Genomic DNA, 15,321 nt, shown 5'->3' on the forward strand with positions numbered 1-15,321 from the left:
CGATAATCCCTATTTTCAGGCAAACCGCTTTCCGCCGGAGGACCCGCTTTGGGCAACGCACGAAACCTGGCCTTCTGGGTCGTCCTGTTCCTGATGATCCTGGCGCTGTTCAACCTGTTCAGCGACGGCGCGACGGCCATGAACAGTCGGCAGATCAGCTATTCCGACTTCATCCAACGCGTCGACAATGATCAGGTTTCCGCCGTCACCATCGACGGCGAGGAACTGGGCATCACCGGCACGGACGGCAACCAGTATTCCACCGTCCGCCCGCAGGGCGAGGATATCGCCGACCGCCTGATCGCCAAGAATGTCGATGTGAAGGTCGTCCGCCAACAGCAGTCGGGCTTCATGGCCCTGCTGGGCGTCTGGCTGCCCTTCATCTTGCTGATCGGTGTCTGGATCTTCTTCATGAACCGCATGCAGGGGGGCGGCAAAGGCGGCGCGATGGGCTTTGGCAAGTCGCGCGCCAAGCTTCTGACCGAAAAGCATGGCCGCGTGACCTTTGACGACGTGGCCGGCATCGACGAAGCCAAGGAAGAGCTTGAGGAGATCGTCGAATTCCTGCGCAACCCGCAGAAATTCAGCCGCCTTGGCGGCAAGATCCCGAAAGGTGCGCTGCTGGTCGGTCCTCCGGGCACGGGTAAGACGCTCTTGGCCCGCGCCATCGCGGGCGAGGCGGGTGTGCCCTTCTTCACCATCTCGGGTTCCGACTTCGTGGAGATGTTCGTGGGTGTCGGGGCAAGCCGTGTCCGCGACATGTTCGAGCAGGCCAAGAAATCCGCCCCCTGCATCGTCTTCATCGACGAGATTGACGCCGTGGGCCGCGCGCGCGGGGTAGGCATCGGCGGCGGCAACGACGAACGCGAACAGACGCTGAACCAGCTTCTGGTGGAAATGGACGGGTTCGAGGCCAACGAGGGCATCATCATCGTCGCCGCCACCAACCGCCGCGACGTGCTGGACCCCGCCCTGCTGCGCCCCGGCCGCTTCGACCGCCAGATCCATGTCCCGAACCCCGACATCAAGGGGCGCGAGAAGATCCTGTCCGTCCACGCCCGTAAGGTGCCGGTCGGACCCGACGTGGACCTGCGAATCATCGCGCGCGGCACGCCGGGCTTCTCGGGCGCCGACCTGATGAACCTGGTGAACGAGGCCGCCCTGATGGCCGCCCGCATCGGCCGCCGCTTCGTCAGCATGGAAGATTTCGAGAATGCCAAGGACAAGGTCATGCTGGGCGTCGAGCGCCGCAGCATGGTCCTCACGCCCGAGCAGAAGGAAAAGACCGCCTATCACGAGGCAGGCCATGCGGTGGTCGGTCTGTCGCTGCCCAAATGCGACCCGGTCTACAAGGCCACGATCATCCCGCGCGGCGGCGCGCTTGGCATGGTCGTGTCCCTGCCCGAGATGGACCGCCTCAACTTCCACAAGGACGAGGCCAAGCAGAAGCTGGCCATGACCATGGCCGGCAAGGCCGCCGAGATCATCAAGTATGGCGAGGAAGGCGTGTCGAACGGCCCTGCCGGCGACATCCAGCAGGCCAGCCAGCTTGCCCGCGCCATGGTGATGCGGTGGGGCATGTCCGACAAGGTCGGCAATATCGACTATGCCGAGGCGCATGAGGGCTACAACGGCTCGACCGGGGGCTTCTCGATCTCGGCGGCAACCAAGGAGCTGATCGAGCAGGAAGTCCGCGACCTGATCGAGGAAGGCTATGTTGAAGCACGCCGCATCCTGATCGAGAAGGAAGCCGAGTTCGAGCGGCTGGCCAAGGGCCTGCTGGAATACGAAACCCTGACCGGCGAAGAGATCGGCAAGGTTCTGCGTGGCGAGCCGCTGGGCGGTGACGACGACACGCCCGGCAGTCTGATCCCCTCGGTCACGGCGATCCCCAAGGCGGGCAAGCCCGCCGCAGGCGGGGACCCGGCTCCGGCATGATCCCCTTGACCCCGGCCACCGCGCCGGGGTTTTTCTTTGCTCGCTTCCGGGTGCCGCCCCTTGCGCCCCGGTGCCGTCCGGTGCATCCCCCCGGCAAGTGAATGGAGGGTCCGATGCAGATCGACGACATCCCGGACATGGCGACGCTGCGCGCCCGTATTGACGCGCTGGACGAACAGCTGGTCGCCCTGCTGGCGCAGCGCAAGGCGCTGATCGACCGCGCCGCCCGCATCAAGGAACGAATCGGCCTGCCCGCCCGGATCGATGCACGGGTCGAGGAAGTTGTCGCAAATGCGGCGCGTCACGCCGCATCGCGCGGGCTGGATCCCGCGCTGATCGAGAATATCTGGCGGCAACTGGTCGAAGCCGCCATTGCGCAGGAAGACCGCTACCTGAACGGAGACCGCCCGTGACAGCGACATTGCCCATGACTGCAACCCTGATCGACGGCAAGGCCTTCGCGGCCGGCCTGCGTGCGCAAATCGCGACACAGGTCCAGGCCATGAAAGCCCATCGCATCACGCCGGGCCTGGCCGTGGTGCTGGTGGGCGAGGATCCGGCCAGCCAGGTTTATGTCCGCTCCAAGGGGCGGATGACGCGCGAAGTGGGCATGAACTCCTATGAACACCGCCTCCCGCCCGAGACCTCGCAGCAGGACCTGCTGGCCCTGATCGACCGGCTGAACGCCGACCCGGCGGTCAATGGCATCCTGGTCCAACTGCCCCTGCCCGCGCACATGGACGAGGCCGCAGTGATCAACTCCATCGATCCGGCGAAGGATGTGGACGGCTTCCACATCCTGAATGCGGGTCGTCTGGCAACTGGGCAGAAGGCGATGGTGCCCTGCACGCCCTTGGGTTGCCTGATGCTGCTGCGCGATCATCTGGGCAGCCTGTCGGGCAAGAACGCCTTGGTCATCGGGCGCAGCAACATCGTCGGCAAGCCGATGGCGCAGCTTCTGCTGCGAGACAGCGCGACGGTGACGATCGCACATTCCCGGACCGCCAACCTGCCGGACTTGTGCCGCCAGGCCGACATCCTGATCGCCGCCGTGGGCCGTGCCCTGTTCGTCAAGGGCGACTGGATCAAGCCGGGCGCGACGGTGATCGACGTGGGCATCAACCGCACCGATGACGGGCTGGTGGGCGATGTCGATTTCGACGCCGCCAAGCAGGTCGCGGGCGCCATAACCCCGGTGCCGGGGGGTGTCGGCCCGATGACCATCGCCTGCCTGCTGGCAAACACGCTGACCGCGACGGCCCGCGCCAACGGCTTGCCCGACCCCGAGGGCTTGACGCCTTGATGCACCCGCCGGGGGTTTCACACCCCCGGACCCCCGTGGGATATTTGCCGTCCAAGGCAGGCGGTTAAGGCTTTCTTAGCCTTTCTGCGCAATGATCGAGTCACGGTACAGGCGGGGACGCCGATGACCGTGTCCGAAGCAGGCGCCCCATCCCTTGCCGGATGGGGCGTTCCTCGTTCCTGCATTGGACCACAAATATCCCGGGGGAGCCGCGCGGACGCGCGGCGGGGGCAGAGCCCCCGTGCGTCAGCCGTCGAACAGGGTGCCTTGCGAAGGCGGGGTGGGCGCCGCAAGGCCCAGGTGCCGCCAGGCGCCCGACGTCAGTTGCCGTCCACGCGGCGTGCGGGCGATCAGGCCTTGTTGCAGCAGGTAAGGCTCGATTACTTCCTCAATGGCGTCGCGGCTTTCGGACAGGGCGGCGGACAGCGTCTCGACCCCCACCGGGCCGCCACCGTAATGTTCGGCCATCTGCAGCAGATAGCGGCGGTCGGCGCCGTCCAGCCCCATGTCGTCCACGCCAAGCCGGGTCAGCGCGGCATCCGCGATCTGGCGGGTCAGGCGACCGTCGCCCTCGACCAGGGCAAAGTCCACCACACGGCGCAGCAGCCTGCCCGCGATCCGGGGCGTGCCGCGGGCGCGGCGGGCGATCTCGCGCGTGCCGTCGGGGTCAGCGTCAATGCCCATCAGCCGGGCGCCGCGCTGCACGATCAGGTCGAGTTCGGGAATGGTATAGAATTCCAGACGGGTCGGGATGCCGAAGCGGTCGCGCAGGGGCGTGGTCAGCAGGCCAAGGCGGGTCGTGGCGCCGACCAGCGTGAAGGGCTGCAATTCGATCCGCACCGTTCGCGCGGCGGGGCCCTCGCCGATGACCAGATCCAGTTCGAAATCCTCCATCGCGGGATAAAGGATCTCCTCGACCGCCGGGTTCATGCGGTGGATTTCATCGATGAACAGCACGTCGCGGGCTTCGAGGTTCGTCAGGATCGCCGCCAGATCGCCCGCGCGCGCCAGAACCGGACCCGAGGTCATGCGGAAGTTCACGCCCAGTTCGCGCGCCATGATCTGGGCCAACGTGGTCTTGCCCAGGCCCGGCGGGCCGAAGAACAGCGTGTGGTCCATGGCCTTGCCGCGCATCTTCGCGCTTTCGATGAAGACGCGCAGGTTGGCGCGCGCGTCGGCCTGGCCCACGAACTCGGACAGCATCTGGGGCCGTAGGGCGCGATCCTCGGATTCGCCATCCATCGGTTCGGGGCGCAGGGTCGGGTCGGGCTGGATCATCCGCGCCCCCAGGGGCCATCATCAGGCCGCCCGCCGCTGCGGGGGATGGGCGAGGGACGCTCGGGCGCAAAGCCACGGCCACCGTTCAGGGCCATCAGACGGGCGATGCGTTCCTCGGTCGCAGGATGGGTGGCGAACAGGCGGTCCATGCGCAGTCCGTTCAGCGGGTTGACGATGAACATGGCTGCCGCGGCCGGGTTCTTCTCTGCCGGAATGTTCAGCGTGCGGCCCGCCATCTGCGAGATTTTCGCAAGGGCCGAGGCCAGGGCCTGCGGCTGCCCGCAGATCTGCGCGCCGGTCGCATCCGCCTCGTATTCCCGCGCGCGAGAGATCGCCATCTGCACCAGCATCGCGGCCAGTGGCGCAAAGATCATCGCGAGGATCGCTCCGAGCCCACCGCCCCGGTCATCGCGCCCGCCCGTGAACAGCATCATGTTGCCCATCATGGCAATCGCGCCCGCCATTGTCGCGGTAACGGTCATGGTCAGCGTGTCGCGATGCTTGATGTGGGCCAGCTCATGCGCGATCACGCCGGCGATCTCGTCCCGCGACAGGCTGCGGACAAGACCCTGGGTCACCGCAACCGCCGCGTTTTCGGGATTGCGGCCCGTTGCGAAGGCGTTGGGTTGTTCGGTCGGCAGCAGGTACAGCTTCGGCATCGGCAGGTCGGCCCGCCGCGCCAGATCAGCGGTCAGGCGATAAAGATCGCCACCCTGCTGCGGATTCAGCTCCACCGCACCCTGCTGGCGCAGGACCATCTTGTCGCTGTTCCACCAGGAAAAGAAGTTCATGCCCCCGGCCAGCAGCAGCGCGACCAAGGCGCCACCCTGCCCGCCCAGCATCCAGCCAAGCGCCATGACCAGCCCGGTCATGGCAGCCATCAGGATGAAGACCTTCGCATTCCCCTGCATCGGTGTGCCCCCTACTCCTTCGGCGCAAGAAGACGCAGCGCCGCGCGGATCAACGCGGGGGTTTGGGCGGTGGGTTCCCGCGCCTGCGCCTCGGCCACGGCCTGCGCGGCCTCGCTGGCAGCATAGCCCAGGTTGGTCAGCGCGGAGAGCGCGTCGGCGGTGGCGCGGGCGGCGAGCATGGCGTCGGAGGGTGCGGCAGGCGCGCCGCTTGGCCTGGCGGCGACGGTTTCGACCACCGGCGCATCCGCCGCGTCGACCACCGGCATGCCCATGTCCACCGTGAAGGTCGCGCCAAGCGCCATGACCGAGGGCGCCTTGTCCTTCAGTTCCAGCACCACGCGCTGCGCCAGCTTGGGTCCCACGCCCTGCGCCTTGCGGACCGAGGCCCAGTCGCCAAGCGCGATGGACCGCGCTAGCCCCTCGGCTCCCAGCGTGCCCAGGATCGCCAGCGACACCTTGGCCCCCACGCCCTGAACGCTGGTCAGCAGCCGGTGCCATTCCTTTTCCAGCATCGAGGGGAAGCCGAACAGCTGCAGCAGATCCTCTCGGACCATCAGGTCGGTATAAAGGGCGACCGCCTGCCCGACCGGAGGCAGGCTCGCTGCGGTGCGTTCGCTCACATGGACGATATAGCCCACGCCGCGCACGTCGATCAGGACGTGATCGCGGGCGCGGTGCAGGATGATCCCGGCGATGCGGCCGATCATGCCAAACGCTCCACGATCCGCAGGGTTCGGCCCTGCAGGTGCCGGGCGTGGCAGATGGCGATGGCCAGGGCGTCCGCCGCGTCGGCGCTGTCGAAGGTGACGCCGGGCAACTGGACCTTGACCATGTGCTGCACCTGCTCCTTGCCCGCGTGGCCCACGCCCACGACCGTCTTCTTGACCGCGTTCGGGGCATATTCGCCGATCGCCAGCCCCGCCTCGGCCGGGGCCAGCAGGGCGATGCCGCGCGCCTGGCCCAGCTTCAGCGTACCCACCGCGTCCTTGTTCACGAAGGTCTGTTCCACGGCTGCCGCGTCCGGCGCATGGGCCGCGATCACCGCCGTCAGCCCGCGATAAAGTTGCAAGAGCCGCACGCCCAGATCGCCCGCCTCTGTCTGGATCACGCCGTTCGCCACATGGCGCAGGCGCGATCCGTCAACCGAGATCACGCCCCAGCCCATGTTCCTCAAGCCCGGATCAATGCCCAGGACGCGCATGCCTGCCCCTTTCGGTTTTCCGAAGGACTAGCACGAAAGGCGAACATTTGCCTAGGGGGCAATCCCCTATTCCTCCAGCACATCCAGGACGCCGGGCACCGCGCGCAGCGCCTGCCGGGCCGGGGTGGTCAGGGGCGCGTCGTTCGCGACCTCGATCTCGATCAGCTCGTCGCCTTCGCGGATCCGCAGCAGGACCGGGCCGCGCGAGCGGGCGGGAACGGTGATCTCGGTCCGGATGCGGGCCAGGGTCTCGGCCAGCCGGGGAATGGTGTCGGTGCCCTGCATTTCCACGGCAAGGCAGCCCGCCCCGGCATCGGCCACCACGTCGTCCAGCGTCGCGACCGAATTGGCCAGCATCTTCACCTGGTCGCCCGAGGGTTCGACCTTGACCTGCAGGACCACGTTCTGCCCCGGCTCCAGCCGGTCGCGGGACGCGGTCAGCAGGTCTGAAAACACGGTGACTTCATAGAGCCCCGTCGGGTCGGACAGGCTGATGAAGGCATAGGGCGTGCCCTTGGCGGACTTGCGCTCCATCCGCGCGGCGACAGTGCCTGCGATGCTGGCGACCAGCGGGCCGCCCGCGGCCTCGGCGCAGATTTCGGCCAGGGTCTGGACCTTCTTGCGCTTCAAGGCGGGCAGATAGTCGTCCAGCGGGTGGCCGGACAGGTAGAAGCCCACCGCCTTGTGCTCCTCGCCCAGTTTCTCGGTCGGCAGCCAGACCCCGGCGATGGGCGCGCGCGGCGGCGGCAGATCCTCGCCCCCGCCGAACAGCGATGTCTGGCTGGAGGCCGCCTGTTCCTGCACCGCCGCCGACCAGGCGCAAAGCGCGTCCAGCCCCTTCAGCACGCGGGCGCGGTTGTCGTCCAGCACGTCGAAGGCTCCCGCGCGGGCCAGCATCTCCAGCGGGCGCTTGCCCACGCGCTTCATGTCCACGCGGCGGGCGAAATCGTGGATGTCGCGGAAGGGCTGGTCCCCGCGCGCCTCGTGGATCAGCTTCATGGCATCGACCCCCACGCCCTTCAACGCGCCCAGCGCATAGTGGATGCGGCCTTCGCGCACGCTGAAGGTGGGGGCGGATCGATTGACGCAGGGCGGCACGATGGCGATGCCCATGCGGTCGCATTCGCGCTTGTAGATCGCCAGCTTGTCGGTCAGGTGGATATCGCAGTTCATCACTGCGGCCATGAATTCGACCGGGTGGTTCGCCTTCAGCCATGCCGTCTGATAGCTGACAACCGCATAGGCCGCCGCATGGGACTTGTTGAAGCCATAGTTGGCGAATTTTTCCAGCAGGTCGAAGACCTCGCCCGCCTTCTTGGCATCGACGCCGTTCGCCACCGCGCCATCGACGAATTTCGGGCGCTCCTTGGCCATTTCCGAGGCGATCTTCTTGCCCATGGCCCGACGCAACAGGTCCGCGCCGCCGAGGCTGTAGCCCGCCATGACCTGCGCGATCTGCATCACCTGTTCCTGATAGACGATGATGCCCTGCGTTTCCGCCAGGATCGGGTCGATGCTGGGGTGCAGCGACTCCAGTTCCCGCAGCCCGTTCTTGACCTCGCAATAGGTCGGGATGTTCTCCATCGGGCCGGGACGATACAGGGCGACAAGCGCCACGATGTCCTCGATGCAGGTGGGGCGCATCCGGCGCAGCGCGTCCATCATGCCCGAGCTTTCGACCTGGAACACCGCCACCGTCTTGGCGCTGGCAAACAGGTCGTAGGTCGCCTTGTCGTCCAGCGGGATCAGGTTGATCTGGTTTTCCGTTCCAGGCGCCGCGTCGTAAAGCTTGCGCCCGTCGGCTGCGACATGCAGCGGGCGGCCGCCGCCGTTGATCAGGTCCACGGCGTTCTGGATCACGGTCAGGGTCTTCAGGCCCAGGAAGTCGAACTTCACCAGCCCGGCCTGCTCCACCCATTTCATGTTGAACTGCGTGGCCGGCATGTCCGATGCCGGATCGCGGTAAAGCGGAACCAACTGGTCCAGCGGCCGGTCGCCGATCACCACGCCGGCGGCATGGGTCGATGCGTTGCGATACAGTCCTTCCAACTGCTCGGCATAGTCCAGCAGCCGCTTGACGACCTCTTCCTTGGCGGCCTCGCGCAGGCGGGGTTCGTCGGCCCGGGCCTTGGCGATGCTGACGGGCTTGACGCCTTCCACCGGGATCATCTTGGACAGGCGGTCCACCTGGCCGAAGGGCATCTGCAGGACGCGGCCCACGTCCCGGACGGCGGCCTTGGACAGAAGCGCGCCGAAGGTGATGATCTGGCCGACCTTCTCGGCCCCGTATTTCCCCTGGACATAGCGGATCACTTCCTCTCGCCGGTCCATGCAGAAGTCGATGTCGAAGTCGGGCATGGACACGCGTTCCGGGTTCAGGAAGCGTTCGAACAGCAGGGAATAGCGCAGCGGATCCAGGTCGGTGATGGTCAGCGCATAGGCGACCAGGCTGCCGGCACCCGACCCCCGGCCCGGTCCCACCGGAATGTCGCGATCCTTGGCCCATTTGATGAAATCGGCAACGATCAGGAAATAGCCGGGAAAGCCCATCTGCTCGATGATGCCAAGCTCGAAATCCAGGCGCTGGTGATATTCCTCGACCGGAACGGCATGGGGGATGACGCGCAGGCGGGCGTCCAGCCCGGCGCGGGCCTGGCGGCGCAGTTCCTCGACCTCGTCATCGGCGAATTTCGGCAGGATCGGCTTGTGCTTGCTGACCGCGAAGGCGCAGCGGCGGGCGATCTCGACGGTGTTCTCCAAGGCCTCGGGCAGGTCGGCGAACAGCACGGCCATTTCCTCGGCCGACTTGAAGTAATGCTGCGGCGTCAGGCGGCGGCGGGGCTGCGACTGGTCCACGTAGGCCTTTTCGGCGATGCAGATCAGCGCGTCATGGGCCTCGAACATGTCCGCTTTCGGGAAATAGACATCGTTCGTGGCGACCAGCGGCAGGGATTTCGCATAGGCCAGTTCGATCAGCCCGGCCTCGGACGCGGCCTCGGCGGGCATCAGCTTGCCGTTCTCGCCGGGGTGGCGCTGCAACTCGACGTAAAGCCGCGTCGGAAAGGCGGCGGCAAGCCGGTCGGCCAGGGCATCGGCCTTGTCGCGTTGCCCCTGCGCAATCAGGCAGCCCAAGGGCCCGGTCGGTCCGCCCGTGAGGCAGATCAGGCCCTCGGAACGCGCGCAAAGCTCGTCCACGGTGACATGCGGCAGCGCGCCCCCCTCGCGCAGATAGAGGCATGTCGAAAGCGCCATCAGATTAAGCCAGCCTGCCCGATCTTGCGCCAGCAGCACCACCGGTCCGGTGGCGCCGTCCAGCAGGGTGATCTGGCAGCCGATGATCGGCTGGATGCCCTTGTCCATCGCCTTTGCGCTGAATTCCAGGGCCGCGAACATGGCATTGGTATCGGTCAGCGCCACCGCAGGCATCCCCGCATCCGCTGCCAGGCTGGGCAGTTTGCCTACGGGAATGGCACCTTCCAGCAGCGAATGCTCGGAATGTGTGCGAAGATGGATGAATCGGGGATGTTTTGCGGGCATAGGCAGGGTTCTATCGCAGCCTGACCAAACAGCGCAATTGCCCAAGGGCGGCAAGCCGGGATATGCAGGTAAGGATTTGACCAAGGGGAAAAAGTTTGAGCGACGCGGCAGTTTTCCGGGCCATGGGGATCGGCAAATCCTATCCCGGCGTCCGCGCCAATGACGATGTCTCGTTTGCGGTCGAACCGGGGGAAATCCATGCCCTTCTGGGAGAGAACGGCGCGGGCAAGTCCACCCTGGTCAAGATGATCTATGGCCTTGTGCGCCCGGATCAAGGGCAGATGGTCCTGAACGGCCAGCCCCACCAGCCCGCCGATCCGCGCGCCGCGCGCGCCGCAGGCGTGGCGATGGTGTTCCAGCATTTCTCGCTGTTTGACGCACTGACCGTTGCCGAGAACATCGCCCTGGGGATGGAAAACCCGCCGCCCCGGCGCCAGCTTTCCGCCCGCATCGCGCAGGTCAGCCAGGACTTCGGCCTGCCCTTGAACCCCGCGCGCCGGATCGTCACCCTGTCCGCGGGAGAGCGCCAGCGGGTCGAGATCATCCGCTGCCTGTTGCAGAACCCGCGCCTGCTGATCATGGACGAGCCCACCAGCGTCCTGACCCCGCAAGAGGCCGAACTGCTGTTCGCCACCCTGCGCAAGCTGGCGGACCAGGGAACCGCGATCCTCTATATCAGCCACAAGCTGGAGGAGATCCGCACCCATTGCGACTGCGCGACAATCTTGCGCCATGGCCGCGTCGTGGACAGTTGCGACCCGCGTGAACACTCTGCCCGGACGCTGGCCGCGATGATGGTGGGCGAGGAAATGCGCCTCATCGACCGCAGCGGACGGCAGGCGGGCGAGGTTCTGCTGCAGGTCAAGGCCCTGTCCCAACCCGCCCCCACGGCGGAAGGGACGGCGCTGAAAGCCGTGGCCCTGACCCTGCGCGCCGGCGAGATCCTGGGCATCGGCGGCGTCGCGGGCAACGGCCAGGACGAATTGCTGGCCGCACTGTCGGGCGAGATTCGCAGCGCCCCCGGCACCGTCCTGCTGGAAGGCGCGGATCTGTCCCGCCTCGGTCCCGAAGGACGCCGCACGGCCGGCCTTCTGGCCGCGCCCGAGGATCGGCTGGGCCATGCCGCAGTGCCCGATTTCAGCCTGGCCGATAACACTTTGCTGACTGCGGGCGCACGCAAGAAACTGGTGCGCAACGGCCTGATCGACCGCCCTGCCGCCCGCGCCTATGCCGAGGCCGTCATCCGCGCCTTCGACGTGCGCACCCCCGGCCCCGGCACCGCCGCCAAGGCGCTGTCGGGCGGCAACCTGCAGAAATTCGTCATCGGCCGGGAAGTGATGCAGGCCCCGCGCGTACTGGTGGTGAACCAGCCCACCTGGGGCGTCGATGCGGGCGCCGCCGCAGCCGTGCGCCAGTCGCTGCTGGATCTGGCCCGCAGTGGCGCGGGCGTCATCGTGATTTCTCAGGACCTGGACGAGATCTTGGAACTTTCCGACCGTTTCTGCGCGCTGAACGAAGGCCGCCTTTCCGACCCCCGCCCGACCGAAGGGCTGACGCTTGACCAGATCGGCCTGATGCTGGGCGGCGCGCACGGGATGGAGGTCGCGCATCTATGATCCGCCTCGTCCCCCGCACCGACAGCGCCCCCTTGTTGCAGGTCGCCACGCCCGTCATGGCGGTGCTGGCGACGATGCTGGCGGGCGGCATCCTGTTTGCCATCATGGGCTATGACCCGGTGGCCGCGATCCGCACGATCTTCTGGGACCCGCTGTTCGGGCCCGCCGCCGGTTATTCGCGCCCGCAACTGCTGGTCAAGGCCGCGCCGCTGATCCTGATCGCCTCGGGCCTGGCCGTGGGGTTCCGCGCGGGCATCTGGAACATCGGGGCCGAGGGGCAGTACATCATCGGCGCCATCACCGGCGCGGCGGTGGCGCTTGCCGCCTATCCCGCGCAGGAAATGTGGATCTTTCCCGCCATGGTGATCGCGGGCGCGGTCGGAGGCTGGGCCTGGGGCATGATCCCCGCCCTGCTTCGCAACTGGTTCGGGGCGTCCGAGATCCTGGTGTCGCTGATGCTGGTCTATGTCGCGCAGCGCATCGCCGCCTGGATGGCCTTCGGCCCGATGAAGAACCCCGAGGGCTTCGGGATGCCTGGATCGCGCAACCTGCAACAGTATCCCGCAGCCTCGAACCCGGAACTGATCGCGGGCACGGGCGCGCATTGGGGCGTGATCGCGGCGGCCGCGGCCGTGCTGGCGACATGGTTCCTGATGAGCCGCCATATCCGCGGCTTCCATATCCGCGCCGCCGGCATCGCCCCCCGCGCCGCGCGCTTCGCGGGCGTGAAGCCGCAGACGCTGGTGGCCTTCTGCCTCGGCCTGTCGGGCGCGCTTGCCGGGATGGCGGGCCTGTTCGAGGTCGCGGGCCCGGCGGGCCAGATCACCGACAAGGTCGGCGTGGGCTATGGCTTCACCGCCATCATCGTGGCCTTCCTGGGACGCCTGCATCCCTTGGGCACCCTGCTGGCAGGCCTGCTGCTGGCCCTGACCTATATCGGCGGCGAACTGGCGCAGCTGACGATGAACCTGCCTGCCGCCACCGTCCAGGTCTTCCAGGGGATGCTGCTCTTCTTCCTGCTGGGCTTCGACCTGCTGACCCGCTTCCGCATCACCCGGAGGGTCACGGCATGATCGACCCCGTTGCCCTGTTCCTGCTGCTTCTGTCCGCATCCACCCCGATCCTGTTCGCCGCCCTGGGCGAGCTGGTCGTGGAACGCGCGGGCGTCCTGAACCTCGGGGTCGAGGGGATGATGATCGTGGGCGCCCTGTCGGGCTTTGCCACGGCCTATTACAGCGGCAACGCCTTCCTGGGCTTTGCCGTCGCGGCCCTGGCGGGGGCCCTGGTCGCCCTGCCCTTCGCAATCCTGACGCAGTTCCTGATGTCGAACCAGGTCGCCTCGGGCCTTGCGCTGACGCTGTTCGGTCTGGGCCTGGCCGCGCTGTTCGGAAAGCCGGTCGAAGGCGTGAAGGCCCCGACCATGGCCGCGGGGCCGCTTGGCCTGAACTGGATTGTGTGGCTGGGTCTGGCGATGGTGCCCGCGATCTGGTGGTTCCTCAACCGATCCCGCCCGGGCCTGATCCTGCGCGGCGTGGGCGAAAACCACGACGCGGCCCATGCCTTGGGCTACGACGTGCGCCGGGTCCGCCTTGCCGCCATCGCCTTCGGCGGCGCCATGGCGGGGATCGGCGGGGCCTTCATCTCGGTCGCCACGGTGCTGCAATGGACCGAGGGCATGACCGCCGGGGCAGGCTGGATCGCGCTTGCGATCGTGGTCTTCTCGAACTGGACAGCGGTTGGCGTGCTGGCCGGGGCCTGGCTGTTCGGGGGCGTCACCGTGCTGCAGCTGCGCCTCCAGGCGGCGGGCGTCCGGGTGCCGGTGCAGCTTCTGTCGATGGCGCCCTATCTGGCGACGATCGTGGTGCTGGTTGCCATCTCGGCCCGGCAGAAGTTCAGCCGCCGCTCGGGCAGCGCCGCCCCCGGGTCGCTGGGACAGGATTTCCACGCCCTGCGCTGACAGCAAGGGCCAATCAGAGAGAGGGACACATGAACCGCAGACACCTTATCGCCAGCGTCGCCGCCATGACGACGATCAGCCTTGCCCTGCCCGTCTGGGCGCAGGACGACCCGCTGAAGGTCGGCTTCATCTATGTCGGCCCGGTCAGCGACGGCGGCTGGACCTACCAGCACGACCAGGGCCGCCAGGCGGTCGAGGCCGAATTCGGCGACCGGGTGGAAACCACCTACCTGGAAAGCGTCCCCGAGGGGGTCGATGCCGAACGCGCCCTGACCCAGCTGGCCCTGGCCGGCAACGACGTGATCTATGCGACCAGCTTCGGCTACATGGACGCGGTCATCAACGTCGCGGCGAAGTTCCCCGACATCAAGTTCGAGCACAACACCGGCTACAAGCTGGCGGACAACGTCGGCACCTATGACGGCCGCTTCTATGAAGGCCGCGCCGTGACGGGCACCATCGCGGGCCGCATGACCAAGACGAACAAGATCGGCTATATCGCGACCTTCCCGATCCCCGAGGTGATCCAGGGCATCAACTCGGCCTATATCCACGCCAAGAAGGTGAACCCGGATGTCGAGATGCGGGTGGTCTGGGCCTATACCTGGTTCGACCCCGCGAAAGAGGCTGACGCCGCCAATGCCCTGATGGCCGAGGGCGTGGACGTGATCCTGCAGCACACCAACTCGACCGCGCCGCTGGCGCAGTTGCAGCAGCAGGGCAAGATCGGCTTCGGCCAGGCCAGCGACATGTCGTCCTTCGCGCCGTCGCCCCGCGTGTCCTCGGTCTACAACAACTGGGGCGCCCATTACGTGAAGAGCGTGGGTCGCATCCTTGACGGCACCTGGAAGCCGGAAGCCGTCTGGGGCGGCATCGGCGACGGCATCGTCGCCATCGGAGAGATCACCGAGGCCGTCCCCGCCGAGGTCAAGGCCGAGGCCGAGGCGCTGCGCGACAAGATCGCCGCGGGCGAATACCACCCCTTCACCGGCCCGCTGAACAAGGCCGACGGTTCGGTCTGGCTGGCTGACGGCCAGGTTGCGAGCGACAAGGATCTGTCCGGGATGAACTTCTTCGTCGAAGGCATCACCGCCGAACTGCCGCAGTAAGGCCGCTTCAACGGTCTGGTAACCGTCCCCGCGTATAACGTGGAGGCGGTTGCCCGAACATCATAGAACCCGTGCAGAGATTGGGGCACCGCCCCCTGTTAACGATTACGAAAGGGTGTCCTCCATGGTCGATCACAAGGTTCCCGAATGGATTGTGGCCGCACATTTCTTTTGGAGGTGTCCGCATATCGTGTTGGTAGTTTCGTGAAAGTGCAGACGGACTAAGATTACCTCGCATTTCCAGCGAGGATGCCCATGCTCCATCACGATTTTCGCCGTCTTCTCGATGCCTTGGACGACCTGAACCCGGCACAGATTGAGGACGCACAGACGAAGATCCGGGATCTCCGGCGAAAGACGGAAGCGATCTCGGAGATCGAGGCGCGGACAAACCGGGACCACACGTGCCCCTTCTGCGGCGAGGATCGGCGCGAGAAGTGGGGACGCACGCGCACCAAGGTCCAGCGCTAC

General features: G+C 66.9%; 12 protein-coding genes and 1 pseudogene. 8 read left to right on the plus strand and 5 right to left on the minus strand.

Features of this window, described 5'->3' with window-relative positions:
• The first annotated feature begins 48 nt into the window (after positions 1–48).
• The 3 genes from ftsH (at position 49) to folD (ending at position 3,241) form a co-directional block, all read left to right on the plus strand.
• The gene (ftsH, locus tag OU682_RS10935; RefSeq protein WP_268942154.1) at positions 49–1,938 is read left to right on the plus strand and encodes an ATP-dependent zinc metalloprotease FtsH; all 1,890 of its coding nucleotides are present in this window, start codon (positions 49–51) and stop codon (positions 1,936–1,938) included.
• A gap of 113 nt (positions 1,939–2,051) precedes the next feature.
• Positions 2,052–2,351 carry a chorismate mutase gene (locus tag OU682_RS10940; RefSeq protein ID WP_268942155.1) on the plus strand — a complete coding sequence of 100 codons (300 nt, stop codon included), beginning with the start codon at positions 2,052–2,054 and terminating at the stop codon, positions 2,349–2,351.
• 14 nt (positions 2,352–2,365) lie between these two features.
• Positions 2,366–3,241 (plus strand): bifunctional methylenetetrahydrofolate dehydrogenase/methenyltetrahydrofolate cyclohydrolase FolD, encoded by an 876-nt coding sequence (gene folD, locus OU682_RS10945; RefSeq protein ID WP_268942165.1) that lies wholly within the window; start codon positions 2,366–2,368, stop codon positions 3,239–3,241.
• Positions 3,242–3,487: 246 nt separating this feature from the next.
• On the opposite strand, the gene ruvB is transcribed toward folD, so the two are convergent.
• The 5 genes from ruvB to dnaE form a co-directional block, all read right to left on the minus strand.
• Positions 3,488–4,519 (minus strand): Holliday junction branch migration DNA helicase RuvB, encoded by a 1,032-nt coding sequence (gene ruvB, locus OU682_RS10950; RefSeq protein ID WP_268942156.1) that lies wholly within the window; start codon positions 4,517–4,519, stop codon positions 3,488–3,490.
• Positions 4,516–5,430: a zinc metalloprotease HtpX gene (gene htpX, locus OU682_RS10955; protein ID WP_268942157.1), complete on the minus strand. Its 915-nt coding sequence runs from the start codon at positions 5,428–5,430 to the stop codon at positions 4,516–4,518. The genes ruvB and htpX overlap by 4 nt, the downstream gene beginning before the upstream one ends.
• Before the next feature lie 11 nt (positions 5,431–5,441).
• The gene (gene ruvA, locus OU682_RS10960; RefSeq protein WP_268942158.1) at positions 5,442–6,137 is read right to left on the minus strand and encodes a Holliday junction branch migration protein RuvA; all 696 of its coding nucleotides are present in this window, start codon (positions 6,135–6,137) and stop codon (positions 5,442–5,444) included.
• A complete protein-coding gene (ruvC, locus tag OU682_RS10965) occupies positions 6,134–6,631 on the minus strand; it encodes a crossover junction endodeoxyribonuclease RuvC (protein ID WP_268942159.1) in 498 nt (165 codons plus the stop codon). The genes ruvA and ruvC overlap by 4 nt, the downstream gene beginning before the upstream one ends.
• Positions 6,632–6,697: 66 nt before the next feature.
• A complete protein-coding gene (gene dnaE / locus OU682_RS10970; protein ID WP_268942160.1) occupies positions 6,698–10,168 on the minus strand; it encodes a DNA polymerase III subunit alpha in 3,471 nt (1,156 codons plus the stop codon).
• Between the two features lie 122 nt (positions 10,169–10,290).
• Here dnaE and OU682_RS10975 point away from each other — a divergent pair, with 122 nt between their 5' ends.
• From OU682_RS10975 to OU682_RS10995, 5 genes and pseudogenes are all read left to right on the plus strand, one after another.
• On the plus strand, positions 10,291–11,784 hold the full coding sequence (locus OU682_RS10975; protein ID WP_268942166.1) for an ABC transporter ATP-binding protein: 1,494 nt from the start codon (positions 10,291–10,293) through the stop codon (positions 11,782–11,784).
• The gene (locus OU682_RS10980) at positions 11,781–12,857 is read left to right on the plus strand and encodes an ABC transporter permease (RefSeq protein WP_268942161.1); all 1,077 of its coding nucleotides are present in this window, start codon (positions 11,781–11,783) and stop codon (positions 12,855–12,857) included. Before OU682_RS10975 ends, OU682_RS10980 begins: the two co-directional genes overlap by 4 nt.
• Positions 12,854–13,741, plus strand: coding sequence for an ABC transporter permease (locus OU682_RS10985; protein WP_268942162.1), 888 nt, complete (start codon positions 12,854–12,856; stop codon positions 13,739–13,741). The genes OU682_RS10980 and OU682_RS10985 overlap by 4 nt, the downstream gene beginning before the upstream one ends.
• Before the next feature lie 29 nt (positions 13,742–13,770).
• The gene (locus OU682_RS10990) at positions 13,771–14,850 is read left to right on the plus strand and encodes a BMP family ABC transporter substrate-binding protein (RefSeq protein ID WP_268942163.1); all 1,080 of its coding nucleotides are present in this window, start codon (positions 13,771–13,773) and stop codon (positions 14,848–14,850) included.
• Positions 14,851–15,105: 255 nt separating this feature from the next.
• A pseudogene (locus OU682_RS10995) lies at positions 15,106–15,321 on the plus strand (hypothetical protein); the annotation flags it as partial.

This window comes from Paracoccus benzoatiresistens (assembly GCF_026913015.1).
Classification (GTDB): Bacteria; Pseudomonadota; Alphaproteobacteria; order Rhodobacterales; family Rhodobacteraceae; genus Paracoccus; species Paracoccus benzoatiresistens.

Bases quoted from the DNA above. Each gene is read 5' to 3' on its own strand.
- OU682_RS10940 (WP_268942155.1), top strand. From the start codon at position 2,052: ATGCAGATCGACGACATCCCGGACATGGCGACGCTGCGCGCCCGTATT.
- ruvA (WP_268942158.1), bottom strand. From the start codon at position 6,137: ATGATCGGCCGCATCGCCGGGATCATCCTGCACCGCGCCCGCGATCAC.
- OU682_RS10990 (WP_268942163.1), top strand. From the start codon at position 13,771: ATGAACCGCAGACACCTTATCGCCAGCGTCGCCGCCATGACGACGATC.
- ruvB (WP_268942156.1), bottom strand. From the start codon at position 4,519: ATGATCCAGCCCGACCCGACCCTGCGCCCCGAACCGATGGATGGCGAA.
- folD (WP_268942165.1), top strand. From the start codon at position 2,366: ATGACTGCAACCCTGATCGACGGCAAGGCCTTCGCGGCCGGCCTGCGT.
- dnaE (WP_268942160.1), bottom strand. From the start codon at position 10,168: ATGCCCGCAAAACATCCCCGATTCATCCATCTTCGCACACATTCCGAG.
- ruvC (WP_268942159.1), bottom strand. From the start codon at position 6,631: ATGCGCGTCCTGGGCATTGATCCGGGCTTGAGGAACATGGGCTGGGGC.
- OU682_RS10985 (WP_268942162.1), top strand. From the start codon at position 12,854: ATGATCGACCCCGTTGCCCTGTTCCTGCTGCTTCTGTCCGCATCCACC.
- htpX (WP_268942157.1), bottom strand. From the start codon at position 5,430: ATGCAGGGGAATGCGAAGGTCTTCATCCTGATGGCTGCCATGACCGGG.
- OU682_RS10980 (WP_268942161.1), top strand. From the start codon at position 11,781: ATGATCCGCCTCGTCCCCCGCACCGACAGCGCCCCCTTGTTGCAGGTC.
- OU682_RS10975 (WP_268942166.1), top strand. From the start codon at position 10,291: ATGGGGATCGGCAAATCCTATCCCGGCGTCCGCGCCAATGACGATGTC.